The organism is Vibrio sp. SCSIO 43153 (assembly GCF_023716625.1).
Classification (GTDB): Bacteria; Pseudomonadota; Gammaproteobacteria; order Enterobacterales; family Vibrionaceae; genus Vibrio; species Vibrio rotiferianus.
In genome coordinates this window covers 1,139,793-1,164,741 of record NZ_CP071855.1, presented here as the reverse complement: position 1 = coordinate 1,164,741, position 24,949 = coordinate 1,139,793, and the positions used below count along the sequence as shown (strand labels likewise).

Here is a 24,949-nt window from a genome sequence, read left to right as displayed (position 1 = left end):
TTATGCCTGCTCACCTGATTGAATGGTTACTGGACTACCAGGTCGAACCATTTGAAGCCCTGTCGTAATAACTTTGTCACCCGCTTTTAAGCCTTCAGTGATACGCCACTGGTTATCGATAGATTCAGCTGTCGTTACCGGAGTAATCGTCACTTTATTGTCTGCACCTACAGTCATAACCGATGCTTTGCCCGTTGCGTCACGAGTTACTGTGTTTTGCGGGATAAGAATCGCCACAGGATCCACACCTACTGTTACCGTTGCGCGCACGAACATACCCGGTAGCAACAAACCATCTGGATTCGCGAATTCTGCACGTAGCGTTACGCTGCCAGTACTTTCATCTACGTTCACTTCGGTAAACTTCATCGTACCTTTGTGCGCGTAAGTCGAACCGTCTTCAAGTGTTAGTGTTACTTGAGCTGATTCGTCTTTTTGCAAGTGGCCTTGTGACATCGCTGCTTTCAAACGAAGTAGCTGAGCAGAAGATTGCACGATATCAACATTGATTGGGTCTAGTTGTTGGATGGTCGTCAGCGTCGCCGCTTGGTTTGCCGTTACCAGCGCACCCGCCGTCACGTTTGACTTGCTGATCACACCACTGATTGGCGCTTTCACTTGTGCGTAAGACAGATTGATCTTCGCTGTGTTGATCTTCGCTTTTGCTACCAACACTTGCGCTTTCGCTTCTTTGTAAGCCGCTTCTGCCTCGTCAAGATCTTGCTGACTGATAGACTTCTTAGTGATCAACGCTCGGTAACGACGAACGGTTGAGTATGTCGATTCTTCCGACGCTTGCGCGCGAATAAGCTCCGCTTCAGCACTCAACAGATCAGCTTGGAATGTAGAGTCATCGATCTGGTAAAGCGACTGACCTTTTTCGACCACACCACCCTCAACGAAATTGCGCTCTGAAATAATGCCTGTTACCTGCGGACGAACTTCTGCTTCTTTAAACGCTCGGCTACGACCTGGTAATTCTACCGTTAATGCCTGATAAGTCGGTGCTACCGTCATCACGGTGACTTCAGGAGTTGGCGCTGGACCACCTTGTGCTTGTCCCTCTTGGCTTTGCTCACATCCCGCCAATAAAAGGCTCGACGCAATCAAAAGCGATAGCGTGGTTCTACGTGTCATGAAAATTCTCTCTTCCTAACTAAAAAATCTGGCTTTATTTGAAGCCAGCAAATATTAGTCGGGATGATAATTACTCAATGTTGTACATACAACAAAATTTACCGCTCTTTACGATAGACAAAAATGTTTGTTTGAAAGCTGTTATTGAACTCTCAATTTAGGTGATTTTTTATTGGAAAAATAAATTTTCTGTGAGCAATCAAAGTGAGTTTTTTCTCAATAAAAACAAGAAAAAAGAGTGGACAAAATAAGAGAATTCGTGACAAAGAAATGGGGATGACCAAAAATAAAGCCCGCACAAGGCGGGCTCAAAAATTAGAATACCGACAGCAATAAATTAAACTCGGAACTGACTCACTTGTTTATCTAGTTGTCGCGTTTGTTCAGATAGCATAGACAGTGATTGCTGTGCTTGATTCACAACATCTACAATCGAAGTGCTGCTGTCCGCTATACCTTGCACGTTTCTGTTTACGTCATCGCTCACGGTACTTTGTTGGCTAGCTGCAGTCGCGATGTGGGTATTCATCTCGTTCATTCGCGCAATCGCGTTTAGGATTTCAGCTAGTGAATCACTTGCATGTCCAGCAGAACTAATGGTTTCTTCGCTGCTTAGTTGACTGCCTTGCATAACTTCTACTGCCTGCTTGGCGCCAGACTGAAGCTTCTCAATCATAGATTGAATTTCTCCAGTACTTTGTTGAGTGCGGCTAGCCAGTGATCGAACCTCATCCGCTACTACCGCAAAACCACGTCCTTGCTCACCTGCACGAGCTGCCTCAATCGCCGCATTCAATGCTAGTAAGTTCGTCTGCTCTGCAATACCGCGGATCACATCCAACACTGAAGCAATGTTGCTTACGTCGTTATCCAGTGTATTGATAACCTCACTTGCACTTTCAATATCTGTTGCAAGTAAGCGAATCGATTGAACAGTCTTATCCAAAGTAATATTGGTATTTGTCAGCTCTTCGTTTGCAGTGTGACTTGCCATTGCAGCTTCCGTTGCACTGTCACTTACATTTTTGCTTGTCACTTGCATCTCATGGACAGCCGCCGCTACGGCTTCGCTGTCTTTTTGCTGATGAGAGGTAGAATTAGCAATGGTCGCAGTCAGCTCGTTCAGGTGCGACATTTCGTTACGTAGCGTGTTCGTACTCTCGATAACTTGAGACACAGTGACCTGGATTTTGGAAACAAACTCATTGAAAGCCCCAGCCAACTGCCCAATCTCATCTTTCGCATTCATGTTAATGCGCTGACTCAAATCACCGTTACCCGATGCAATTTCTGTCATTGCCTCTTTAATATTGTTGATTGGTTTCATTACAGTACGAAGCAGCAAATACATCATGCCTAGTGCCGCTAAAATAACAACCACGATACCAGCTTCAAGAATAACTTCTGCACGGATCGTCGCATCCGATATTTGTTGCTTTAAGGTTTTCTGTTTTGCTTCTAAAGCATCTTTAACGACATTTAGCTGTTCTCGAACCGCGCCAAATTGCGACTCATATTTAACATTGTTCTCTGCATAAATCTCTGCCCATTGAGATTGCGGTTTGGTAATTAACTCTTCATAACTCTGTAGCCATTGCTCACCCAACTCAACAAGCTTCCGCACTTCAGAACCATGGCTAAGAGGCATAATTCCTGTTTCAGACAGCTCTTGAGCTTTCTTCATGCGAGGCAAAGCTTTATAAGCGTTATCTTTGTATTCAAATAGGTGATGATCAACTTCCTCTTGAGTTTCTGCTAAGGCTAGACCTTGAATCGCAGAAGTCGCTTGGTATAAATCTCGGTAAGCATCTTCAATAGTGAATAAATTAGGGACGACTTGTTCATTTAACATTTCACTAAGTTCTGTCTGCTTCCACATAGTGATTACATTCAAAACAGAGCTGATAGTTAGTAATGCGATCATTAACGATAGAGGAAGCACTATCTTCTGCTTTATTGAGAGGTTGTTGAACATGATTAGAATACCTTCGGTTGTTGCTCAAATCTCGGGCGATTATATCAAACAAATCTCTCATAAATTCATTTATACAGATCAACGTTCTCTAATAATTTTTATCTTTACGACTCACATTATAAATTCAATAAATACATTGATTAACACGAGGTTTTTTCGTGAAGTAAAATCTCATTATGTGATCTTATAAATAGCAAAACTAAGCAAACCCTTGTTAACAAAATAAGCCATGTACATTACATGTATTCATAGAGTTGCGTTGAGACTCTCCCCTTTCTAAGTGTTAAAGCAAACCAACAGCGGCATTTCGACTTGGCAGACTGTTAGCCATGCGCCAACCATTTGTTTTGCGTTCGGACACAGACGGTACAGGCATACGCCATCCTTCAGCCAATCGGCTTTTGTGTTGGGTAAGCGTTCATGAGTAACGAATCGTTTTGCTTTGAGTTGCTCCAGAACCTGCCACTCAATGGTGTAGATACCGAGATCGTTATGCAGCTGTTGGTTCAAATCGAACTTGAGATCGGAAAGCCAAACACCAATTTGTTCATCGACAGCATACGCGGCTGTGCCTTCAGTTTTCTCAAGCGTATATAAGGCGACGAGCGCTGACATTTCATCTTCATTAAGATCAAACAAAGGATACACATCGTCAACGACGTCATTTGTAGAGGTAACGGTATTCATAGTGATATTGGAAAGTAGAGAGCGGCAACACTTCTTTCGGGGTGTCCAATGAGCAATCAAGCGATCAGTGATCAGCGATCAATGTTCGAGGAATCATTAGGGTGAAGCGCTGCCTTTAATCTTATAAACGAATTAGTGAATAATGTAGTAAAGCAATGCGCCCACACCACCGAGTTCATTCAGTGTCTCCGCCGCTTTACCATGCACCAACTCAACCTCAACATTAGCCATCAAAGCTTCAACAAGGATGAGATCGAACGCATCCGATTGAATTGGGTAAGGCAAAAAGACTTTTCTTACCTGTCCGTTTTCCAGTGCTTCTAATACATTTACCAAGCCCGCTACGCCACGACCACAAGTATCTCGACGAATCAGTAGTTCCAATACCAATGTATTGTCATGCAACTCTTCGTATTCATCCGCCAGCAGTTTAACTGTGCGTTCTAGCTGCTCGGTGGTGGCATCAAAAGGAATTGGTTCGATAGAAACCAACTTTTCAGAAACCGTATGATGCAGCGCACCCTTTACGCGATGAGCGATTTTTAGGTTGCCGCCGAACACGATGCGATCAAACGTTGGGTCCCCCATAAAGTAGCGATTGATTTCGTTCGCCGCTTCGCGAATAACACGGCGCTCAGAATCCAAGTCTCGACGTTCCGAGGCTTGAGTTCGGGACTTTCTTCCGCCAGGGCGAAGGAATACACCCGATTCAATACTCGATTCCATCGTGCCCTCTCCCAAACTCGTCGGAACGTCTATGGAAACCACTCGGTGCTCCGTTTCAGAGAAAAGGATAACGAGATATTTGCCGTATCGATGGAGCTGAGAGAGTAAGTGCTTTACCTGAGGTTGACCAAAATACGCTTTTGTTTCGACAGGCATTGGCAATTCGATCAGGATGTCGTCGAGCAAATCAGTAAAGATCACCAAAGAACGTCCTGTCGGGCGCATTTCCAGAACTTTGTTGACCAATCGTTGTTCCACTTCTTTCCAAGTAAGTGTGGAATCAATGTGTCGAATACCTTCCTCACCGTGCTCTTCACGCAATGCGGCCAGTTGATTGCTCACTTCGATCTGCCAAGCCGGGCGTTCACGATGGTTGGCTGGATTTTTACTGTCAGTATTAATGTATAAGCTAAGAATTTTTGAACGATTGTCTTCATGCAATAATAAGTAGCATCGCAACACTTCAAAAATATCGTTAATCGTATTTTTCATAACTAACCTTTAATTATTAATCGAATCTCGAATGAACTATTTCCATTCAATCAGTGACGATTAAATGAACACTGTTCACAAGTTAATTATTAAGCTAACAAAAATACCAATCAGCCTAATGCACTCAGAGTGCATTTGAGGAAAAATAATCGGTTTGCAAAGCCTGTTTTGTCTGGCTAAGATCTAAGTGGTTGATTAATAGCGCTTGGTTAAATAACGATGACACCCAAACAATCACTCATGGATTTGTTCGGTCTTTCTGAAAAGTTCGCAGCACAGCTACTTGAAGTTGGAGAAGTTCAAACCATCGAAGCAGGAGAAATTCTTGAGGTACAAGGTCAGGAGTTAGAAAACTTTCTGTTTGTGTTTAGTGGGCTCATCAGCGTTTACCGACAGAACTTTGATGGTGCAGAACGCTTTGCGGGTTTTATTCCTCCAGGCTTTATGTACAGTGAATCGGCAATTTTGAATCAAACCAAATTGTATGGGCGCTACCACATCCAAGAGACCATGACCGCCCTTGTGCTGCCGATCAGTACAGTGTTGGAACTGTACGAAAAAAGCCTAGAGTTTAATAAGTTAACGGCACAACACCTTTCACAGAAGCTCTTATTTACCTCCCGCATCCTCTTCATTAGCCACGAGAGAAATTCCAATCGCAAAGTCGGCTTAGCACTAGACAGCCTCTACCGTGTAACGAATAAACGTTCCATCCCAATCTCGGTAGAAGACCTCGCAGGCATGCTGGGTATGTCTCGTAACACCGTCAGTAAGACGCTCGATTACTGGGAGGAGCAAGGTGCGATCACCAATAGTAAAGCCAGAGTGACGTTTAATTCAACAGAGCCTTTCTCCTCCATCACGGATGGCATGGTGTTTTAACCTTTCTCAACCTATTCTTTCTCAAACTACTTATAAAAAGACGGCTTCTCTCAGCCGTCTTTTTTGTTTTCTATCATCTTCTCTTCTTGGTTTCATTTCTATTTTCTGCCATGTCACTTTACGTCTAATTCCTACACAGAAATAAACACTTACATTCTCCACAACATATTTATCACGCCCAATGCACTCTCAGTGCATCAGGTTTTAAATTGTCTATGCCACCATAAATACCGTTCGAGACAATAAATATTGCTTCGAATATTTCTTCACAGTGACGTGGCAATAAACATGGACTTGTTTAACGACTCTTTATTTTCAGGTTTTTAAATCATGTTATTAGCACGACTATTTTTATTACTCGCTATCATCGCTGAAGTTGCGGGCACTAGCCTCATGAATGTCGCAGGCAGCAATGAAGGCTACGCCGGTTATCTCGGCATGTACGTTCTTATTTCGCTCTCTTATTACTTCCTTTCTCTCGCAGCGAAAAAGATTTCCATTGGCGTGGCTTACGCCTGCTGGGAAGGACTGGGCATTGCCTTAATCACCATCGTATCCATGTTCTATTTCGATTCACAGCTCAACGCACAAGAGCTGTTTGGTCTCGCGCTTGTGGTTGTCGGAGTGGTGCTAGTCACACTCGGTGAAGAGCACCACCAGCCAAGTAAGAAAGACGAACACGCAATGCTAATTCAACCTCACTAATTGCCTTGGAGTATAACCATGAACGCTTTTCTCACCGTCTCTTTCGGTTACGTCGTTTTGGCGGCACTGCTCGATATCGCTGCGAACATGTCTCTGACTAAATCACGCGGATTTGAACACAAGGGTTGGGGTATTTCTGCCATCGTTCTCGTGCTCGCTGCATTTACTTTACTGGCACAAGCCGTGAAAGAAATCGACCTCGCCATTGCCTACGCCAGTTGGGGAGCCATCGGTATTTTAGGAACCGCACTCGGTGGTTGGTTCTTGTTTAAACAAAAACTCAAACCAATTGGCTGGATCGGCATTTTTACGGTGATTGCTTCGGTGATCATCATGAAAACCGCTTAGTGACGCCACCATGATCACCGTTAGTGAGTCCGGTAAGCCAATCAACCTTGGCGAGCATCAGCAACCGCATTTGGCTAAGTTTTACGCGCTAAGCGAAGCAGAAAAAATTCATTGGCTTGCTCATACCAATACCGATGAAGTCGTCGATTTGCTCTCCTACTGCCCTTTAGGTTACGTGCAATATTGGATAGTAAAGATGGAAAAATATGGCTTTGACAAAGCCGCTAGCCATCTCTCATTTCAGTTGGGCTTTGTTCATTCGGAAGCAGAACCCGCTGACGACTACCTCTCAACCAGTGTGTTGGAACACGTTAAGCAACGCGTGGGATGGATTGTGTTACTCGCCATCTTCGGCATTTTTTCGGGCTTTATCATCGCCAGCTACGAAGACTTACTCAGCCAGCTGGTTTTGCTTGCGATCTACATGCCAGTGATCGCAGCTGCTGGCGGTAACACCGGCTCTCAAGCTGCGACTTTGGTGGTGAGAGCATTAGCCACCGGAGAGATTAAAAACCGCCAATGGCGAGCCGTAATGTGGAAAGAAAGCCGTGTTGCACTCTTACTCGCAGGGATTCTGGCGCTGGTGATTGTCGGTCGAATAGCCCTGTTTACGCCCTCCGCTTCGTCGGAAGGGTTTGGGCTGTCACTGATCGCTACCGCCGTTGCCATTGCACTGTTTATTCAAGTCACGATATCGACGGTATTAGGCGGCTTACTGCCCATTGTTGCGCGTGCGCTTAAGCTCGACCCAGCCATCTTGGTGAGTCCGGTTTTGGCGTCTCTCGTCGATATTTCGGGCATCTGGATTTATTTCAACATCGTTAATTTCATCTTGTTCTGATCACATCAGAAGACAACACAAACTCACTCATTCACCACTCCACCGGAAGGAAATTTGGAGTAATTTTTATGACTATAAAACCTTGGTTTAAGCAATCAACGTCAGAGATAGTGCAGCATTTGGCTACTGATATCAATGCAGGGCTTTCTCATACAGAACATCAACAACGCCTCAATAAGTATGGTGACAACGCACTGGCGACGCACAAGTCGAAATCGGCTTGGCAACTCTATTTTGAGCAATACAAAAACCCTTTGATCTACATCCTATTGGTGGGAGCTTTGGTGTCTTGGTTTACCGGACACCTCATTGACGCCATTGCGATTGGCACCATCATCGTAATTAATACCGGCATCTCTTTTTGGCAGGAATACAAAGCCCAGAAAGGCATGGAAGCACTGCGCGATATGGCGGCACCAGAAGCGGATGTTCTGCGTGACAACAAATGGATACATGTTCCAGCGCGAACCTTAGTGCCTGGCGATGTGATTAAAATCAGCACAGGTGACATTCTTCCTGCCGATGTGCGCATTGTCGAAGCAAACCGCCTGTCGATCGATGAAGCGGCACTCACTGGTGAATCAGAACCTGTGACAAAGCAAGTCAGTGCGATCCATAGCAAACAAGTCAGTTTAGGTGACCAAATTAATATGGGCTTTATGACGACCATCGTCACGACTGGCTCCGGCTTAGGGATCGTCACCAACACGGGCATGCAGACGGAAGTCGGTCGTATTGCACACATGATGACGCAAACTGAAACCACAAAAACACCGATGCAAGTGCGTATGGATACCTTAGCCAAAGCCTTGTTGTTTATTGGTTTGGGTGTGGTCGCAGTCATCTGTGCGATTGGTTTTGCTTACGGCATGGATTGGCTGGATATCCTAACGACGGGTATTTCCCTCTCTGTTGCAGCCATTCCAGAAGGCTTGCCTACCGTGCTCACCATTGTGCTGACCATGGGCTCAACCAAAATGGCAAAGAACAACGCCTTGGTAAAGCAACTCTCGGCAATCGAAACCTTAGGCTCAACAACTGTCATTTGCTCCGATAAGACAGGGACATTAACCCAAAATCAAATGCAGGTGATGCAAGCGTATGACAGTTTTGGGCGTTACTGGGAAGTGACCGGAAACGGCTTCCAACCGAAAGGTAAGTTTGTCCCTCAGAGTCACGGAGTACATGCTCTAGAAAGCTCTGCAATGAAGATGGGGTTGATCGTTGCAGCGATGTCGAATGAGTCTGAGCTCGCCTTTGTCGAAGACGCATGGAGTGTACGAGGCAGCCCAACGGAGGGAGCGTTATTAGTGGCAGCCGCAAAGCTTGGAATTACGCCAAAGAATCTAGAGAAACAAGGCTATCAGATTCTAAAACGCTTCCCGTTTGATTCTGAGCGCAAGATGTCTTCGGTGATAATCCAAGATCCAAGCGGACAGCACTTTTTAGCCGTGGCTGGAGCGCCCGACTTTATGCTGAAGAAATCGAGCAACTATATGGTTGAAGGTGGATTGGTGCCGATGGAAGAGCAGCAAAACCGATTCAATGAACTCTCCCAGTGTATCGGCAAAGATCTCAGTAAGCGTTTTGATGGCGCGATTGAAAGCTTTGCCAAGCAAGCCTTACGTACTATGGCGGTCGGTTGCCGTCGATTGGACGAAGCTGAACTTAACGCAGATGTGAGCGAACTGGAAAACGACCTTAGTATGCTGGCGGTATTTGGCATCATGGATCCACCTCGTCCAGAAGTCCGCTCTGCGGTAAAAGAGTGTTACAACGCTGGCATTCGCACCGTAATGATTACCGGAGATCATGCAGCAACGGCGGCGGCGATTGCCAAAGACATCGGCATCATCAATGGACAATACAAACGTGTTGTCACGGGTACTGAGCTCGATAATATGAGCGAGCAAACCTTAGAATATGCCTGTGAAGAAACCGCAGTGTTCGCCCGAGTGACGCCAGAGCACAAACTGCGCATCGTCCAAGCGCTGCAAAGAAACAACGAAATTGCCGCCATGACCGGAGACGGTGTCAATGACGCACCAGCACTTAGAAGCGCCGATATCGGCGTCGCTATGGGTATTACGGGAACCTCTGTCGCCAAAGATTCCGGCGATCTGATTTTGCTGGATGACAACTTCAGCACCATCGTCCGAGCGGTACGCCAGGGTCGTCAGATATTCGATAACCTGCGTAAGTTTATCCGCCAAGCGCTAACTGCAAACGTAGCAGAAGTCTCGGTGATTCTGTTTGCATTCTTAGTGATGGGACCAGAGGCTATCCTTCCGCTAACGCCGCTGATGATTCTTTGGGTGAACTTAGTCTCGGATGGTTTGCCTGCGCTAGCGTTAGGCGTTGAACCAAAAGAAAAAGACTTGATGGAGCGAAAGCCACGTAAGCGTGACCAAGGATTCTTCTCCGATGGTTTAGGAGCCCGAATCGTGATTCGTGGTTTAGCATTAGGCGGTGTGAGTTTTGGCGCTTTCTTAATGGCTTTGAGTCATGGTTTCAGTGCCCAGTATGCACAAAGCGTAGCGTTTCTTACTCTGATTTTTGGTCAGTTGTGGCACTTGTTTGATAGCCGAACGTTCACGTCTCTGTATCGAGTAAATCCTCTTACTAACAAGTACCTGCTGGGAGCTATCGCCGCATCAGCAATTCTGTCATTGGGGGTGATATACACCAACTTAGGTCAGCTGATTTTTAGCACAGAGGCAATTGAGCTTAGGCATCTTGCCATAATTCTAGGCGTTGCAGCATTGCCAACCGCGGTACTGTCTGCCATCAAAGAGCTCACCAAAACTAAGGTTCTTTAATAATGAACAAAAGACGTTGACCTTAAACCATCCACATAAATTATCTTAGAGGGGCTTGTCCCCTCTTTTTCCGTTTTGGCAGGTTACATTCACATCTTCACCATTAAGCATCTCCATCATGGGTTCGATTTGACTATTACCCCACACGACAAAACCAAAGCACAATAAGGGGAACAACAGATGAATAAGGGATTTAAGCGTGCCAAGTTTGCCGCGTTGAATCGCTGTAGGTCTGAATACTTTAACGCCTTTTGGTGGGAACTGACCTTCGATCAAACCACGTACGCCAAGTGGCAACATCAATACCGCAGCAAGTAAAAACACGGACAGTGGCATCCAAAAGAACAGTATGTGAACCAGAAGTTCTAAGCCTGACATACCGAACACTTCATAACATTCCGGCGCTTCGACGACTGCTTGCAGCAGAGGCTCTCCCTTAAGCTTAAACAGCACGCCAACTAGAAGGCCAAATACGCCAGCGATCGCGACTCTGATGATCTTTTCTTTTTTGCTGTACTGCGGCGCGTATTCCTTCATGCCCTTTCCTATCAAGATAAAAACCGAGAAAGTCAGCTTAAGAATGGCACGTCAGAGCGCAAATGTATGGGTGGCTTTTGGGACGCACAATGGCGAATAATGAAACAGAAAGAAAACAGCCTCAATATCGCTATTAAGGCTGCTGGAAAATTGGGTTTCGACTGGTTTTAAATTACGCTTTTTTCACAAACTGCGCAGTTACCATCATTTCACCAGCACCATCGACTTTACAATCTAGTTGATGATCTTTGCCGTCTTTAATACGACGAATCACTGCTTTGGTGCCGATCTTAAGTACCAGCGAACTGCCTTTTACTTTTAAGTCTTTCGCTAACGTGACCTTATCACCTTCCTGCAGCAAAGTGCCGTTGGCATCTTTCACGTTTACGACGTCTTCTTCTGCTGCCTGAGTCGGGTTCCATTCGTGAGCGCACTCTGGGCAAACAAGGTGGTCTTGGTCTGGATAAACGTATTCTGAGTTACAGTTTGGGCAAGGAGGTAAAGACATAAATAATTACTAGCTAATGAATTTAGCACTATGGTAATGGGTATTGTTTGTCTAATCGAGTAAATTTGAACGCTCACTCTTTTCTTCAAGAACTTCTTTAAAAGCGAACATACCATTTAATGCTGCAGGAAATCCGGCATAAACAGACATTTGTAATATAACCTCTTTCACTTCTTCCTCATTGCAGCCCACATTAAGAGCTGCGTGAAGGTGAACCTTTAATTGAGGTCGACACGTCCCCAAAGCAGTTAAAGCAGCCACCGTCGCAATTTCTCGGGATTTGATGTCTAACCCAGAACGGGAATAGATATCACCAAATGGATATTCAATCGTGAACTGAGCTAGGTCAGGACAAATATCTTGTAAGCTATCAATGACATTTCTGCCAGCTTCGCCATCTATCTCTGAAAGTAATTTAAGCCCTTTATCAAAACGAGAGGTTTGCATTGTCCGTACTCCTAACTAGTTGATTCAGGAGTACCTTACTAGTTAGAGTTCACTCTAAGTCAACGAACTTTTCCTTTCTTATATAAATCTATTTTTGCTTCGAGCGCTATGAGGTTTTGCTTTTGTTGCCCTAAATACTCGACCAAGCTTTTGTGATGCTTTTCAAGCAAAGTTTGCCTCTCTACTAAAGAACTCGCTCCCGCTTCTCGTAACTCAGCATACTTTAATATTTCCTCAAGTGGCATCGCGGTCTCCTTCAAGCGCTTGACGAACTCAATCCAAGCCAGATCTTTACTACTATAGACTCGATGCCCACTGCTCGACCTTTGAATGTTCTTCAACAAACCTATTTTCTCGTAATACCGAAGCGTATGCGCTGACAACCCAACTTGCTTTGAAAACTCACTCATGCTCATCATTATTTTTTACGCTCAACTATCTTTTTAAGAATCGTAACCACAAAGCGCAACAAAACGACATATATTGCGTCTCATCCCACTTCAAGGCTCTATGCCTTTAAATTCCGATTAATTTTCAATACCTTAAAACATATACGGATAACCGATGTATTGCTCGTAAAACAAATATTATCAAAATCATGACAAGTAGCATTAGTAAATGGTGCCTTCAATAGAACAACCAAAGGTGGATTCCCCATGTTTAAACTTTATTACTACCCTAATAACGCCAGTTTAGCGCCCCACTTTTTGCTTCACCATGTCAAAGCGGACTATGAGTTGGTTCTCGTGGATAGAAAACTGAACGCACAAAAATCAGAAGCGTATTTGCGTTTAAACCACAGTGGAAAGATCCCAACATTAGTGGACGGTGAGCAGGTTATCTGTGAGTCTGCCGCTATTTGTATTCATATTGCAGAAACGTTTCCTGAATACGAGCTCATTCCCAAAATCGGTGAGGCAACCCGACCTCTGTTCTTTCAATGGCTGACATTTCTTACGAATACACTCCAAGCTCAGTTGATGGTTCGTTTTTACCCTCACCGAAACACGACCGACGAAACGATGATCGCAAGCATTGTAGAAGCACAAGATAAGCAGGTTGCGAAGACACTTTTAGCTATTGATAGGCAGCTTGAAAATAACCCGTATTTAGTCTGTGAAAAACTGACTGCATGTGATTATTTTCTCTTTATGCTAGCCGGCTGGTGCATCCCTTTAGAATTTGAGCCTTCCAAATACCCTCACCTTTTAGGCTATTTAATCCGCTTATCAAAAAATGCCTCTATTCAAGCAGCCTATAAGAAAGAAGGCCTCGATATTCCTCGATTTATGTACCCCAAGTACAGCTAGCTAGAGTAGAAATACATAAAAATAACAGAAGTTTAAAATACCCAAAGGTTGGAAAAGAGAATATAAAGAACTTTAGCTATAAATAAATCAGATATGATTTCAGCATTTGGAGTATTGTTGTTTAATAGCTAAATATTTGATATTTATCTTCAAGCAAAAAGTTGCCCCAAGTTGGTATTTTTTGTAATTTACGAGCAAATTTTTGCCCTGTTTTTTTGTATGTTAGACTGCACCTTTTAATTTCCCACTTAGACTTGAGATTTAAACATGCCAGTAGCTAATTTTAAAGGTGACTTTTGCAACATAAATTCATTTACGCCAAGCTCTCAGACACTTGACGGTATTAAAGAAATGAATAGAATCATTGATGTTACAAAAACACTTGAATCAGTTCTTCTTTCGATACCTGCCTTTCAGATATTTGCCTCTAGAGGAGCGAGTGGTTCTTTTATTTATAACGGGATGGCTACCGCTACTTCCGCAGGGTACAACATAACTACTTATAATTGGAAAGAATTTTCACAGGCTTTTAATGGTGTTGGCGAAGCTAGTAAAAGACAATTACATCAAACAGCAGAATTAATGGCGTATAGCTCAAGTGGAAAAGATTACGAGTTTTGGAGGTGCGTAGCTAATGCGATCTACTAGTTTCTTCTTCTTCATAGCCCTGATACAGCCCCAAATTACACACGCTGTCACATGGGAAGAGTCTCTTAAGCTTCATGTAACGAAAGCCTACGTATCTCTAGACAGAAAGATTGCAATATGTCGAGAGAACAAAAAGCCATTAAAAAAAATAGCTGATGATTGGTTCATCAACATGCCCAAAAATGAAAAGCTCGCTGCTGCTACGTATATACAATACTTAGCAGACAGGGATTGTTGGGGAGCTGAACTGTTAGCGTATGAATCAGCACTCCTTGCCTACAGTGCCGAAGTTGAAGACAAAACACTCTTAGAATCCTGGCTTTACTTATCCAAAGTACCGAAAAATATCGCTTTGAAAGATAGTTTTGAAAATATGGATGTGTCGAAACTTATATCTTGGTATCAATCGCAAGGTGGCGTTTCTCCTTTTGACTTCCAAGCTTTTCTAATGCAGTACTCTGAATTTCAAAGCCAATATTAGTACAGCAAGTCCAGCTAATAAGCTGGACTTTAAACATCTAAAATGCCCACTTACTGACCATATAGATTAATTAGTATTTGCCTTTTGGCGAATTACTACTGCTTAAGAATCTACTACAGTTCACTCTTAAATTATCTTTACAGTCAAAATCACTACTCGCCAAGAAGTAGTGATCCGCATCAGAGTTTAGATGTTCTGAGAAATTCTTGCTGGGCATTCCAAAAAAACTCTACTGGCTAGATGATAGGAGAAATAGCAAGTGATCATTCTCTCTTTGTCAGGCCCAGTTGGGGATAGATGAGGCTTACCATCAACTCTTAGATTCCAGCGGAACGAACAAACGCCTGTCCTACTGATAATGAGATAAAGAGATTTTTTAGAAGATAGCCTTTGATTCGATAACATGTGCTAGCTACAGTGTGGGCTAGCGTTATCTCAATAAGCCTTAAAAACGAAAAAAGGCCTGATAAATCAGACCTCTTAGAATGTGGCGGTGAGTGAGAGATTCGAACTCTCGATACGTTGCCGTATACACACTTTCCAGGCGTGCTCCTTCAGCCACTCGGACAACTCACCAAATCAAATTGTGGTTAGCATCATTGGCTAACGAGGCGCTAATTTAATGATTATGTGCCTGATGGTCAAGGCTAAACATGAAAAAAAGCGCCCTTTTGCGTTTGTTTGCTCACTATCTAGCTAAATTGTGCAAAACAGGGACAATTAGGCCTCTTGATAGTAGCCAGGAACGCGGAACCAACGACGGCACTGGTCTAAGAAGTAACCGTAAAGTACGCCCATACCACAAGACACAACCGCATTACTCGCTACTGCTGTAATGATTTGATCAGTAGAAGCGCCTACCGCGAATAAGATGCCAGCATAGACTGGTGATTGGAATAATACGTAGGCTACCAAGTCAGAGACATTCTTCATAAATGATGAAGGTGAAAGCTTGTTACCTTGGCGCAATACCCAATCACGGAACATACCATAAGGCCACGCAATCGCGATATTGACAGGAATAGACAATGTACGTGATGCCAGAGACTGCTCGAACGTCATTCCCGAGATCAAAATCTCGATGATCATCCCAGTGATAAAACAAAAAACCACCATAGCGAAAGTATCTGCTGCTGCATTACGAATACAGAATGGTCCACGAGCCTTCATTACAACCTCTAAAATCAAACACCAATTTAAGTGACATCTATAAAATCTTTCACTACATCAAAAGCGACATAGCAGTTCATATCGCCATTAGAGCACAACAATTGCAGTTTATGATCTCGTTTTTAAAATATAGAGGTAAATTAATGACTACTTTCAAAACCCAAAGTAGTCAAAATCACTAAAAACAGGAACTCTGGCCAAAAAACCGCACCAAAATGGAGTTAAATAACGTAATTTAATTACTTAATAAGAACTTAGATGAGGAAAAACACAAGAAAAGTAGTTGTTAATATGGCAGGTGAGCGGAAAAAAGATCGCCTCATGCTGCTTAGCATGAGGAAATCAGGATAATCACTATAAAGCGGGCATCCTTGTGTCTTACAGGTCTGCTAACAATACGGTTAAGCTGTCTATATCTTCTTGCTTGGGTGGCTGCGCTTGCGACAAGTAGGACTCGATACTTTCCGCTAATTCTGCGAGCTGTAGCTGCAAGCTCTGAGGAACAGAAGCATGAATCCTTGCCAGTGTTTGGCTAGCTCCCTCTAAATCACTGTCTTCTAGCGCAACGTAAAACTCAAGCAACAAAGACTCCGTGTTTAGTGGTTTTTCTGAAGATTGAATGCCTTCAGGGTGATATTGATAAAGCCGTTGAGAGTGACGATATAGCGCGTCGTCCAGTTCTGATTCAACAATAGGTTTCGCGATAATATGATCAGCGCCTACCCCCATCATTCTTTCTTGAGTTTCTTTGAACACATCTGCGGTACATCCAAAAATCAGCACCGACTTAGAAACGGATTGAGAGTTCCTAATGACAGATATTGCGCCAATACCATCAAGAACTGGCATATGGTTGTCCATTAAAATTAAGTCGAACTGTTGCTTCAGCGTAATATCGACTGCCTGCTGACCATTTTCTACAGCGGTACATTCGAAGCCTTTATCTTTTAAGAAGCTTTCCATGATAATGGTGTTCGTTCGATTATCTTCAACAATAAGGGCTCTAAGCCCCTCACAGTTGATTTTGTGTCGATTTGTCGTTTCAAGTTTACCGGGCTCACAGGACTCAAGCTTCAACTCAACGGTGAATTTGGTACCGACACCTTCCCTGCTCTGTACATAGACCCCACCTCCCATATGTTCAGCAATCTGTTTCACTATCGCTAAACCAAGGCCAGTACCACCATAGCGACGAGTTGTGGAAGATTCTGCTTGCTCGAATGGACGGAAGATCCTCGCTTGTGCATCGGATGAAATACCAATACCTGTATCTTTTACGCTGATGATCAGCTTGTTGGCGCCATCATCCTGCTTTTCGTCAAGTTCAACTTCCACATACCCGGAGTCGGTGAATTTCACTGCATTATTCAACAAGTTAAACAGAACTTGCCTTAATCGCGCTTTGTCATTGTTGTACCAACGACCATGAGGCAGGTTTGAGGTAATTTTGAACTGTAAGCCTTTTTCGGCGCAAAGTGTGTGGTAAACACTATTGATACTGCCCAGAATGGATTCTATCGGGAATGGTGTGTGCTCAAGTTCAATATGACCTTGCTCTATTTTCGAGTAATCCAAAATCTCGTTGAGCAGTGTCATCATATGATCACCAGAATCGTAAAGCGTATTGAGGTGCTTACGCTGCTCATCATTTAACGGCGTTTTAAGCAGGATTTGAGCGGTACCCAAAACACCGTTCATTGGTGTACGAATCTCGTGGGATAAGGTGGCCAAAAAAGCGGTTTTAGCGTTGGTTGACGCTTGTGCTTTCACGCGCTCTCGCTCTAGGTAAACCGTTTTTTCATTAAACTTACTGATCAGGTGACCAATCTCGTCATCACTTTCATAGTTGATATCGATAATGCCGCCTGTTTTAGAATCATCGACCTTTTGAGCAATTCGCACAATTGGTTCCACAACATACCGATTAAGCAAGTAATAGCCGACTAATACGCAAAGAAGTAGAAATGGAATAATCCCGCGTTCCACACTCATTACTTGTTCAAACACCTGATCCGCCACTTTCACTTTGGCGTTAACAACATCAAGCTGCCAGTTGAACTCACCAAAATCGAGCTCACTGATATAGATATTTTTGGATAGATTGAAGTTGTGCTCAACGATCACCTGCTCATCCGCGTCACGGATCACGACTCCCAAAGAGTACTGATTGGTGTGTTCACGGATAAATTGGAATAACGCTTCCAAAGAGAGGTCGACAGTCGCTACGCCTGCAAACTCACCATTGCGATAGTAAGGCGAAGAAGCCGTAATCATCTGTACTTGTGTAAACGTATCGATATATACGCTTGACCAGCTCACAGCCCCTGCTGGTGCTCCTGCCACAGATTGATACCACGGCTCATTGTCATACCCTCCGGTTTGAGGGTTATTGTAAGATTGGATTTGGTCGAGACCACCTGCATTGTTTTTATTGAAAAATAGACTGGTGTAACGCCATTCTTCATTGTCTAAGAATGGTTTAGGCCACAGCCCTCCGCTGACAATAATGTCATCGCTAACGGCAAGTAGTTGAGGAATGGTATCTACCAGACTGACTTGGTGTGAGCCTGTCTGACCGAGGCCGACTAAGCTTTGCACCAACCCAATAGAGCTAGTGAGAGGCTGCTCAATTTGTGAAGCGAGTAATTGAGTTCTTAAATCTAGATTTTGTTCGAGTTTGGAACGGACAGGAGGCTCCACCACTAAATAGGCCACACTACCAATAGTTGCGATGAAGAACCCCAAATACACTGTTAATGCGAGGATACTTTTCTTTCTTAACGAGGAGCGTATTTCCATAGCAGTTAACGAATCCATCCCTAATATCGATTTATCTAAAATTGATTGGTAAGATGTTCGCAATCAACCAGTCCATTAACAAATGGTATTCTATTTTGAAACTACAAGACATCCTTTCTCTTCCAGAACTTGATGGAAAACTACTAAACCTAGCGAAAACTCAAGGCTTCGTAACAGCAATGGCATCTGCGCCGAATGTTCTGAACCCTCAAGAATGGCTACCATTCCTGTGGGGTGGTGAAGAGACCGCACCTTTCTCTGATGGAGAGCAGCTAGAACAGTACATCGATGAGATTGTTCAAATGTGGAACCAAACTCGTCCTGCTTTATTGGAAGGCAGTTGGCAATGGCCTGAAGGCTGCGCTCTGGACGAAGGTGAAATCGTGACGGAAGCAACTCGTGATTTCTGTGAGGGTGTTCTTCAGGGGTGGCAGTTGGCTCGTGATGATTGGGAAACCTTAATGCCAGAAGATAGTGAAGACAGCGCATTACTTGGCGGTGTGCTGCTATCTCTAACCATGCTTTACGATCCAGAAACAACTATCACAACTCTTGCAGAACAAGGCATGGAAGGCTTAGAGCAATTTGAAGAGATCTTCAATGCGATGCCAGTAATGCTTTCTGGCCTAACGCAACGTGGCGTCACATTGGCAGAACAAGAGTAATCATAATTTATTAAAGCCACTGACTCTCAGTGGCTTATTCTATCAATTCATCTCTCCTCATTTCCTTTCTCAAACCCGCAGCAAAAACATTCGAACAATCCATTGGTGTCACCATTTTATAAAAACAACATTACAATTCCTTAATTTCTTTGTTAGTATCCGCGCCGAATTTAGTTAATTGAATGTTGCAATGCACACAGTAAGAAATCAGCATATAAAACAAAAAGTAATGGCAGTTTATGTCATTGCTGCTTTGCTGTTTCAGATTTACCTGTTGGCAACCGTAGCACTTAACCCATCACAAGTTCATAACAACAACTGGTTATCTGAAGCTCAGGATGAAAAAGTCCTACTCTGTACTGCAAAAGGCTTTAAGTGGGTCGACATTAAAGAGCTTATCGCCGACAACGCCATGTCTATTTCACCGGATAGTGAGATTCACGATCCATTAAAGTTCAGTTGCCCTTTACTGGATGTGTGCCAGTTCGTTATCGCTATCATGGCGATGATTCTAGCGGCTATCATTCTTTGGCTTAGTCGCGTTACTCCGCGCTTTAATACCGATTTACCTATTCAGTGCCAGCAAAAGCTTTACCTTGCTCTCGCGCCAAAACAATCCCCACCTCAGACTTTCCTTGCTTAATTCGACGATCCTACGTCGATAAAAATAATTCAAATAACAACACACCTAAGTAGCCTCGAAATGCTTGGGTATCAATGACCGCGTTTAACCAAAACAGCGGCACAAATTCGCACGTACTTTTTTTGGAATTCAAATCTGACTTGCGAAAATAATTAGAAAGGAAAGTCTATGTTCAACCGTATTTCAACTGCAAAGCCTCTATTTACCACAATCAGTTGCGGGTTACTCGCCGCATGTGGTGGCGGTTCTGACTCTAACTCAACGACAACCCCAGAAACCTCACTACAAAATGTCACGCTTGAATTTAAAGCTCGTGTTGGTCAACAAGACATTCAGTGTCAACTGATGGAAAATGCAATTGCAGGCACTGCCAATACAAACCCAGAGTTTAAAGATGTCCGTATGTACCTTTCTGAAGTCGAGTTACTTGACAACAATGGCGTAGCAACCCCTCTTGAGCTGATTCAAGATGGCAAATGGCAATACAAAAACGTTGCACTGTTAGACTTTGAAACTGGCTCGGACAGCTGTGCAAATGGTAATGCAGCACTTAACCATCAAATCAAAGGTCAAATACCCCAAGGTAACTATACTGGGGTTCGCTTTACCTTAGGCGTTCCTGCCGCGCTCAACCACTACGGGATTGACGGCGACGACGCTATCTCACCATTGGATGTAATGGGCATGAACTGGAGCTGGCAAAACGGGCATAAGCATCTGCGTATGGATGTGAATGGTTGGAATATTCATTTGGGAACCACAGGCTGTGAAGTCGTGGATGCGACACAGGAAACCATCGATTGTGCCTCGTCTCGTCCAAATCGACCAATCTACCAATTTGATGACTTCGACGCCGCAACCAATGTGATTGTGTTCGATTATCAGCGCCTAGTCGCTAACAACGACATTACCTTTAATACCCCAAATACGCCTCCTGGTTGTATGTCGTCTAGCACAGACCCTGATTGCCAAGGCATCTATGACAACTTAGGTCTAGATTTGGAGACCGGCGAATGCACTGCTGGTAACTGTAGTAGCTCTCAAGCTTGGGTTTCAGTGGAGTAATTGTTATGTCAGTAAACCAGAAGTGCGGTTTGCTGGCATCGCTCACGATTTTTGCCATCGTAGGCTGTGACAGCGAATCGGATTACACCGTGATACCACCCAACGCCGAAAATGAATTTGGCTTTGACTTTCAAACGGGCTCACTTCCACCACCTAAAGAGCCAGCAGATAACCCTGCGACAGAGGAAAAGTTTCAACTTGGACGCCATCTTTTTTATGACAAGAAACTTTCTGGCAACCAAACCATGTCGTGCGAATCTTGTCACCAACAAGCGTTAGCATTCTCAGACGGTGTAAAAGTGCCAACGGGCTCGACAGGAGAAGTGTTGCACCGCAACTCACAAACGCTCACTAACATCGCTTATAACGCTTCTTACACTTGGGCAAACCCCATCTTGAAAGAGATCGAACAGCAATTGGTGATCCCTTTATTTGGTGAGTTCCCTGTCGAGATGGGCATTAATGATGCGAACCGAGAAGAGATATTGAACCGATTCCGTCGTGAAACGGCTTATCAAAATATGTTCAATGCGGCTTTTCCCAACGAGCAAGACGCTGTCACGTTTCCTAATGTGATCAAAGCGCTTGCCGTCTTCAACCGAGCCTTGATCTCTAAAGACTCAGATTTTGATCGCGGCACCATGAGCAGCTCAGCGATGCGTGGTCAGGATCTGTTTAACAGCGAGAAAATGGAATGTTTCCATTGCCATAATGGCTTCAATTTTAGCGACTCAACCTTACATGATGACTCTGTATTTGTCTCACGCCCTTTCTTTAACACAGGGCTTTACAACATTGATGGCAAAGGCAGCTATCCCATTGCAGACAATGGCTTGTTCACCGTCACTCAAGATCCAAAAGACAAAGGGAAATTTCGTCCACCCACGCTGAGAAATATCGCCTACACCGCGCCTTATATGCATGACGGTAGTATCGCCACACTCGGCGAAGTGTTGGATTTCTACGCCAATGGTGGTCGCAACATCACTTCTGGTGAGCATCAAGGGGATGGCAGAAAGAACCCAAATAAGAGTGAATTTGTCAAAGGCTTCACCCTCAGTGCACGAGAGAAACAAGACATGCTGATGTTTTTACATGCTCTGAGTGATGAGACATTTATCTCTAACCCTCGCTATGCGAATCCGTTTACTCAAGAGGATAAGTCATGAAGCAAGTGCTAATTACTATGGGTAGCTTGCTGGTGACGCTCCCTTTACAGGCCAAGCAAGCTCAAACTGATTGGCTCGATGAGGTCGATATACAGTCAAACCTTTTTGCTCAAGTTGGCTACTATCAGACCGACAGAGAAACGGCATACTCAATTCCCGGTGTGGTGACGGATGCAAAAGCCTTTCACTACGAAGAAGGATTGCAGCTGATGCATGGCGAGCTTGGGTTCTTGGCAAGCCTAGATAACGTTCTAGCGGCAAAACTTATCATTGGTAGTCACCATGGCGAGTCTATAGAACTTGAAGAACTATGGCTGCAACCCCACCTGCATCAAGATTGGACACTACGCATAGGTCGTCAACTCAGCCCAATAGGGTTATATAACGGTGTTCACGAACACGACTGGCGTTTTCTTGATGCTTCACTAACCCAGCAAGCGTTTCTTGGTAGTCAATACAGCGATGATAGTGTTCAGTTGACCTTTGCTCAAAACCGTTACGACACCACTATTTGGCTTGGTCGTGGCAGCGAGTACCCTGCCCGATACGATAGTAGCTCCGCTTCGCCTGCCGCCTTTGGTTTGACTGCCAATTGGTATCAACTGAGAGCGGATTACCAACTGCAAGTGATGGCAAGTGCGGCTTATTTTAACGCGACTTCGCGAAAGCAAGCGGAAAATGATGGTCACAGTCATGCTCACACCGCCTCTAGCAACTTAACCTATGACGGTGATACTACCCTGTTGACCTTCGGCGCCGATCTAAAGTGGAACAACTTAAACTGGCAAGTGGAATGGATGGGCCAAAGGCTAAATGCCACTCTAACGGATTCACAGCAAATTCGAACTGAGCTAGATGCATTTCAACACGGTGTGTCTACACAGTTAAGTTGGCAGTACCAAAATATTGAGATGGGCGCACGTTATGACTGGTTAATAACAGACAATGAGGTAACCAAAACCAACGCTGAATTCGAACAGGTTTTAGATGCTAAAGGTCATGCTCCACAGCGTATCAGCGCTATTGCTAACTGGCACTTTGCTATGCATCAACTTTTGAGATTTCAAACCAACTACGAATCCATTCTTCAAACCAAGCAAACTGCATTTTGGCTCGTCTACCAAGGCAACCTCACTTGGTAAACCAACAACAATTAACGGAAATAATTATGAAAAAAGCGCTAAAAATCATCTCCCTATTTTTATCTGTTTGTCTCATCGCACCCGTGAGTGCTCATGAATATGCAAAGGATAGTATTCAAATAGATCATCCTTGGAGTCGAGAAGCCCCACCGAATGCGACCGTGATTGCTGGTTTCTTCCAACTAAAAAATGGTTCAAGCAAAGATGACTTCTTGATCGGTGCTTCTACCCCGATTGCCGAACGTGTGGAAATACACACCCACGAAATGAGCGACGGAATGATGATGATGAAAAAAATTGACAGCGTTCGAGTTGGCACAATGAAGACCGTGATGTTCCAACCAGGTGGCTATCACCTGATGATTTTCGATCCTAAGCAGTCCTACCAAAAGGGGGAACGATTTCCGATGACGCTGCAATTTAAACATGCCGGAACGATCGAGGTTGAGTTAGCAGTAGAAGCAAATAGCCACGTACATAGCCACTGATGAATCGTAGTTAATCACTGTCCTAAGCCTCTCATACTCGAGAGGCTTAGTTTTTGCGAAACAAATATTATGAGCAAACCAAGCCAACGCTACCACTCAAAGAATAATATGAGGAACATAGCGCGCCATATCTTGAGTCACTAAACTGCTGTCTTCTCGAATCGAGATCCCTGCTGCTTTGTCATTCACGAGCCAACTTCCAATCAAAGTATGGCTTGAGCCAAATTTCGGTAGCGGATGATATTGTTGAATGATGTTTTGGTTCGATTCGTATGGACCCGGCGTTTTCACTAATCGCTGACCATTTTTGACAATCTCAATGTTGGCACCTTCGCGAGAAAACAAAGGCTTAATAACGTAGTCTTTTAAACTAGCCGCTTTTGGATCATTGGCAAAATACGCGGGTAAAAGATTCGGATGATTTGGAAACCTCTCCCAAAGCAAGGGCAACAACGCTTTGTTAGACAGAATCGATTTCCACATTGGCTCTAACCAGTTCACACTCGATGTTGCGAGATACTGGCTGTATTCCTCTTCGAACATAAACTCCCACGGGTAGAGTTTGAACATCCAGCGAATCGCTCTGCCATCAGCATCCACAAATTGCCCATCTTGTGTCACACCAATATCTTCAACAAAAACAAAAGCGGTTGCTAACCCAGCCTCCCTTGCGCAGTCTTCTAGGTATTGCACCGTACCTTTGTCTTCTTCGGTGTATTTGCAACAACTAAAATGCAGCGTTTGACCCGGCTGCAATTTGGCAATGTCAGCAAAGCGTTCAATCAGAAAGTCCTGCAGAATATTAAACTGATCCGCACTTTGGTGAATACGCCCTTTATTGACAACATCCTCTAACCACACCCACTGCCAAAAGCCAGTCTCAAACAATGACGTTGGTGTGTCTGCGTTGTTTTCTAATAACTTTGCAGGAGAGGAGCCGTTGTAAGCAAAGTCCATCCTTGAATAGAGAGAAGGCTCTCTTCGTTGCCAAGAGGAAGCGACTTGTGACCACATTGCTTCGGGAATCGCACACTGTGTCAGTAACTGCTCACTTCGTACAACCTGATCGACGATTTCAAGACACATTTGATGAAGCTCTTCCGTTGGGTCTTCAATGTCTTTCTCTATCTGCTCAAGGGTAAATTGATAGTAAGCACTCTCATCCCAATACGGTTGGTCGTACATAGAATGGAAGCCAAAACCAAACTGGCGTGCCAATTCACGCCAGTTTTCTCTTTCTTGTATTTCTCGTCGAAACATTTCAG

Annotated in this window: 25 protein-coding genes and 1 tRNA gene; 14 read left to right on the top strand and 12 right to left on the bottom strand. The window is 44.1% G+C overall.

Annotation, left to right across the window (positions count from 1 at the left end; translation table 11 throughout):
* From J4N37_RS05360 to J4N37_RS05345, 4 genes are all read right to left on the bottom strand, one after another.
* Entirely contained in the window at positions 1-1,137 is a 1,137-nt protein-coding gene (locus J4N37_RS05360) for an efflux RND transporter periplasmic adaptor subunit (protein WP_038885104.1), read from the bottom strand.
* A 337-nt stretch (positions 1,138-1,474) separates the two neighbouring features.
* The gene (locus J4N37_RS05355) at positions 1,475-3,112 is read right to left on the bottom strand and encodes a methyl-accepting chemotaxis protein (protein ID WP_045388042.1); all 1,638 of its coding nucleotides are present in this window, start codon (positions 3,110-3,112) and stop codon (positions 1,475-1,477) included.
* Positions 3,113-3,388: 276 nt separating this feature from the next.
* A complete protein-coding gene (locus J4N37_RS05350) occupies positions 3,389-3,799 on the bottom strand; it encodes a hypothetical protein (protein ID WP_252041834.1) in 411 nt (136 codons plus the stop codon).
* A 132-nt stretch (positions 3,800-3,931) separates the two neighbouring features.
* Positions 3,932-5,017, bottom strand: a complete 1,086-nt coding sequence (locus J4N37_RS05345) for a baeRF10 domain-containing protein (RefSeq protein WP_252041833.1) — start codon at positions 5,015-5,017, stop codon at positions 3,932-3,934.
* 219 nt (positions 5,018-5,236) lie between these two features.
* Between J4N37_RS05345 and J4N37_RS05340 the strand changes: the two genes are divergently transcribed.
* From J4N37_RS05340 to J4N37_RS05320, 5 genes are all read left to right on the top strand, one after another.
* The gene (locus tag J4N37_RS05340; protein WP_252041832.1) at positions 5,237-5,899 is read left to right on the top strand and encodes a Crp/Fnr family transcriptional regulator; all 663 of its coding nucleotides are present in this window, start codon (positions 5,237-5,239) and stop codon (positions 5,897-5,899) included.
* 330 nt (positions 5,900-6,229) lie between these two features.
* Complete coding sequence (locus J4N37_RS05335) at positions 6,230-6,604, top strand: SMR family transporter (RefSeq protein WP_029789077.1); 375 nt, start codon at positions 6,230-6,232, stop codon at positions 6,602-6,604.
* An 18-nt stretch (positions 6,605-6,622) separates the two neighbouring features.
* Positions 6,623-6,952, top strand: coding sequence for an SMR family transporter (locus J4N37_RS05330; RefSeq protein ID WP_029789076.1), 330 nt, complete (start codon positions 6,623-6,625; stop codon positions 6,950-6,952).
* A 10-nt stretch (positions 6,953-6,962) separates the two neighbouring features.
* The gene (locus J4N37_RS05325; RefSeq protein ID WP_252041831.1) at positions 6,963-7,793 is read left to right on the top strand and encodes a magnesium transporter; all 831 of its coding nucleotides are present in this window, start codon (positions 6,963-6,965) and stop codon (positions 7,791-7,793) included.
* Positions 7,794-7,861: 68 nt separating this feature from the next.
* On the top strand, positions 7,862-10,612 hold the full coding sequence (locus J4N37_RS05320; RefSeq protein ID WP_252041830.1) for a cation-translocating P-type ATPase: 2,751 nt from the start codon (positions 7,862-7,864) through the stop codon (positions 10,610-10,612).
* Between the two features lie 45 nt (positions 10,613-10,657).
* On the opposite strand, the gene J4N37_RS05315 is transcribed toward J4N37_RS05320, so the two are convergent.
* The 4 genes from J4N37_RS05315 to J4N37_RS05300 form a co-directional block, all read right to left on the bottom strand.
* Positions 10,658-11,149 carry a hypothetical protein gene (locus J4N37_RS05315; protein ID WP_045388054.1) on the bottom strand — a complete coding sequence of 164 codons (492 nt, stop codon included), beginning with the start codon at positions 11,147-11,149 and terminating at the stop codon, positions 10,658-10,660.
* 172 nt (positions 11,150-11,321) lie between these two features.
* Positions 11,322-11,657 (bottom strand): zinc ribbon domain-containing protein YjdM, encoded by a 336-nt coding sequence (locus tag J4N37_RS05310; protein ID WP_009698244.1) that lies wholly within the window; start codon positions 11,655-11,657, stop codon positions 11,322-11,324.
* Between the two features lie 51 nt (positions 11,658-11,708).
* Positions 11,709-12,104 (bottom strand): carboxymuconolactone decarboxylase family protein, encoded by a 396-nt coding sequence (locus J4N37_RS05305; protein ID WP_045388057.1) that lies wholly within the window; start codon positions 12,102-12,104, stop codon positions 11,709-11,711.
* Between the two features lie 59 nt (positions 12,105-12,163).
* On the bottom strand, positions 12,164-12,520 hold the full coding sequence (locus J4N37_RS05300; RefSeq protein WP_045388286.1) for a MerR family transcriptional regulator: 357 nt from the start codon (positions 12,518-12,520) through the stop codon (positions 12,164-12,166).
* A 240-nt stretch (positions 12,521-12,760) separates the two neighbouring features.
* Here J4N37_RS05300 and J4N37_RS05295 point away from each other — a divergent pair, with 240 nt between their 5' ends.
* From J4N37_RS05295 to J4N37_RS05285, 3 genes are all read left to right on the top strand, one after another.
* Positions 12,761-13,414 (top strand): glutathione S-transferase family protein, encoded by a 654-nt coding sequence (locus J4N37_RS05295; protein ID WP_045388060.1) that lies wholly within the window; start codon positions 12,761-12,763, stop codon positions 13,412-13,414.
* Positions 13,415-13,681: 267 nt separating this feature from the next.
* A complete protein-coding gene (locus J4N37_RS05290) occupies positions 13,682-14,062 on the top strand; it encodes a hypothetical protein (RefSeq protein ID WP_052447940.1) in 381 nt (126 codons plus the stop codon).
* Positions 14,049-14,543, top strand: coding sequence for a hypothetical protein (locus J4N37_RS05285; protein ID WP_045388063.1), 495 nt, complete (start codon positions 14,049-14,051; stop codon positions 14,541-14,543). Before J4N37_RS05290 ends, J4N37_RS05285 begins: the two co-directional genes overlap by 14 nt.
* A 488-nt stretch (positions 14,544-15,031) precedes the next feature.
* Here J4N37_RS05285 and J4N37_RS05280 read toward each other — a convergent pair.
* From J4N37_RS05280 to J4N37_RS05270, 3 genes are all read right to left on the bottom strand, one after another.
* A tRNA-Ser gene (locus tag J4N37_RS05280) sits at positions 15,032-15,119 on the bottom strand.
* 144 nt (positions 15,120-15,263) lie between these two features.
* Entirely contained in the window at positions 15,264-15,713 is a 450-nt protein-coding gene (locus J4N37_RS05275) for an L-alanine exporter AlaE (RefSeq protein WP_038887190.1), read from the bottom strand.
* 378 nt (positions 15,714-16,091) lie between these two features.
* Positions 16,092-18,512 carry a hybrid sensor histidine kinase/response regulator gene (locus J4N37_RS05270; RefSeq protein WP_252042109.1) on the bottom strand — a complete coding sequence of 807 codons (2,421 nt, stop codon included), beginning with the start codon at positions 18,510-18,512 and terminating at the stop codon, positions 16,092-16,094.
* Positions 18,513-18,565: 53 nt separating this feature from the next.
* Between J4N37_RS05270 and J4N37_RS05265 the strand changes: the two genes are divergently transcribed.
* The 6 genes from J4N37_RS05265 (at position 18,566) to J4N37_RS05240 (ending at position 23,684) form a co-directional block, all read left to right on the top strand.
* Positions 18,566-19,177: a YecA/YgfB family protein gene (locus J4N37_RS05265; protein WP_088881063.1), complete on the top strand. Its 612-nt coding sequence runs from the start codon at positions 18,566-18,568 to the stop codon at positions 19,175-19,177.
* A gap of 190 nt (positions 19,178-19,367) precedes the next feature.
* Complete coding sequence (locus tag J4N37_RS05260; protein WP_373417611.1) at positions 19,368-19,820, top strand: hypothetical protein; 453 nt, start codon at positions 19,368-19,370, stop codon at positions 19,818-19,820.
* Positions 19,821-19,988: 168 nt separating this feature from the next.
* A complete protein-coding gene (locus J4N37_RS05255; RefSeq protein ID WP_252041828.1) occupies positions 19,989-20,885 on the top strand; it encodes an MbnP family copper-binding protein in 897 nt (298 codons plus the stop codon).
* A 5-nt stretch (positions 20,886-20,890) separates the two neighbouring features.
* Complete coding sequence (locus tag J4N37_RS05250; RefSeq protein WP_252041827.1) at positions 20,891-22,054, top strand: methanobactin export MATE transporter MbnM; 1,164 nt, start codon at positions 20,891-20,893, stop codon at positions 22,052-22,054.
* Entirely contained in the window at positions 22,051-23,196 is a 1,146-nt protein-coding gene (locus tag J4N37_RS05245) for an OprO/OprP family phosphate-selective porin (protein WP_252041826.1), read from the top strand. Before J4N37_RS05250 ends, J4N37_RS05245 begins: the two co-directional genes overlap by 4 nt.
* 26 nt (positions 23,197-23,222) lie before the next feature.
* Positions 23,223-23,684: a copper chaperone PCu(A)C gene (locus J4N37_RS05240; RefSeq protein WP_252041825.1), complete on the top strand. Its 462-nt coding sequence runs from the start codon at positions 23,223-23,225 to the stop codon at positions 23,682-23,684.
* A gap of 96 nt (positions 23,685-23,780) precedes the next feature.
* Here the strand turns inward: J4N37_RS05240 and J4N37_RS05235 are convergent, their stop codons facing one another.
* Positions 23,781-24,944: a glutathionylspermidine synthase family protein gene (locus tag J4N37_RS05235; RefSeq protein ID WP_252041823.1), complete on the bottom strand. Its 1,164-nt coding sequence runs from the start codon at positions 24,942-24,944 to the stop codon at positions 23,781-23,783.
* Between the last annotated feature and the right edge of the window lie 5 nt (positions 24,945-24,949).

Excerpts from the sequence above, each read along its gene's own strand:
- J4N37_RS05265 (WP_088881063.1), top strand. The coding sequence starts at position 18,566 with ATGTTCGCAATCAACCAGTCCATTAACAAATGGTATTCTATTTTGAAA.
- J4N37_RS05250 (WP_252041827.1), top strand. The coding sequence starts at position 20,891 with ATGTCAGTAAACCAGAAGTGCGGTTTGCTGGCATCGCTCACGATTTTT.
- J4N37_RS05325 (WP_252041831.1), top strand. The coding sequence starts at position 6,963 with ATGATCACCGTTAGTGAGTCCGGTAAGCCAATCAACCTTGGCGAGCAT.
- J4N37_RS05285 (WP_045388063.1), top strand. The coding sequence starts at position 14,049 with ATGCGATCTACTAGTTTCTTCTTCTTCATAGCCCTGATACAGCCCCAA.
- J4N37_RS05260 (WP_373417611.1), top strand. The coding sequence starts at position 19,368 with ATGCACACAGTAAGAAATCAGCATATAAAACAAAAAGTAATGGCAGTT.
- J4N37_RS05315 (WP_045388054.1), bottom strand. The coding sequence starts at position 11,149 with ATGAAGGAATACGCGCCGCAGTACAGCAAAAAAGAAAAGATCATCAGA.
- J4N37_RS05235 (WP_252041823.1), bottom strand. The coding sequence starts at position 24,944 with ATGTTTCGACGAGAAATACAAGAAAGAGAAAACTGGCGTGAATTGGCA.
- J4N37_RS05295 (WP_045388060.1), top strand. The coding sequence starts at position 12,761 with ATGTTTAAACTTTATTACTACCCTAATAACGCCAGTTTAGCGCCCCAC.
- J4N37_RS05275 (WP_038887190.1), bottom strand. The coding sequence starts at position 15,713 with ATGAAGGCTCGTGGACCATTCTGTATTCGTAATGCAGCAGCAGATACT.
- J4N37_RS05360 (WP_038885104.1), bottom strand. The coding sequence starts at position 1,137 with ATGACACGTAGAACCACGCTATCGCTTTTGATTGCGTCGAGCCTTTTA.
- J4N37_RS05290 (WP_052447940.1), top strand. The coding sequence starts at position 13,682 with ATGCCAGTAGCTAATTTTAAAGGTGACTTTTGCAACATAAATTCATTT.
- J4N37_RS05270 (WP_252042109.1), bottom strand. The coding sequence starts at position 18,512 with ATGGAAATACGCTCCTCGTTAAGAAAGAAAAGTATCCTCGCATTAACA.
- J4N37_RS05300 (WP_045388286.1), bottom strand. The coding sequence starts at position 12,520 with ATGAGCATGAGTGAGTTTTCAAAGCAAGTTGGGTTGTCAGCGCATACG.
- J4N37_RS05255 (WP_252041828.1), top strand. The coding sequence starts at position 19,989 with ATGTTCAACCGTATTTCAACTGCAAAGCCTCTATTTACCACAATCAGT.
- J4N37_RS05245 (WP_252041826.1), top strand. The coding sequence starts at position 22,051 with ATGAAGCAAGTGCTAATTACTATGGGTAGCTTGCTGGTGACGCTCCCT.
- J4N37_RS05335 (WP_029789077.1), top strand. The coding sequence starts at position 6,230 with ATGTTATTAGCACGACTATTTTTATTACTCGCTATCATCGCTGAAGTT.
- J4N37_RS05330 (WP_029789076.1), top strand. The coding sequence starts at position 6,623 with ATGAACGCTTTTCTCACCGTCTCTTTCGGTTACGTCGTTTTGGCGGCA.
- J4N37_RS05240 (WP_252041825.1), top strand. The coding sequence starts at position 23,223 with ATGAAAAAAGCGCTAAAAATCATCTCCCTATTTTTATCTGTTTGTCTC.
- J4N37_RS05340 (WP_252041832.1), top strand. The coding sequence starts at position 5,237 with ATGACACCCAAACAATCACTCATGGATTTGTTCGGTCTTTCTGAAAAG.
- J4N37_RS05350 (WP_252041834.1), bottom strand. The coding sequence starts at position 3,799 with ATGAATACCGTTACCTCTACAAATGACGTCGTTGACGATGTGTATCCT.
- J4N37_RS05305 (WP_045388057.1), bottom strand. The coding sequence starts at position 12,104 with ATGCAAACCTCTCGTTTTGATAAAGGGCTTAAATTACTTTCAGAGATA.
- J4N37_RS05310 (WP_009698244.1), bottom strand. The coding sequence starts at position 11,657 with ATGTCTTTACCTCCTTGCCCAAACTGTAACTCAGAATACGTTTATCCA.
- J4N37_RS05355 (WP_045388042.1), bottom strand. The coding sequence starts at position 3,112 with ATGTTCAACAACCTCTCAATAAAGCAGAAGATAGTGCTTCCTCTATCG.
- J4N37_RS05345 (WP_252041833.1), bottom strand. The coding sequence starts at position 5,017 with ATGAAAAATACGATTAACGATATTTTTGAAGTGTTGCGATGCTACTTA.
- J4N37_RS05320 (WP_252041830.1), top strand. The coding sequence starts at position 7,862 with ATGACTATAAAACCTTGGTTTAAGCAATCAACGTCAGAGATAGTGCAG.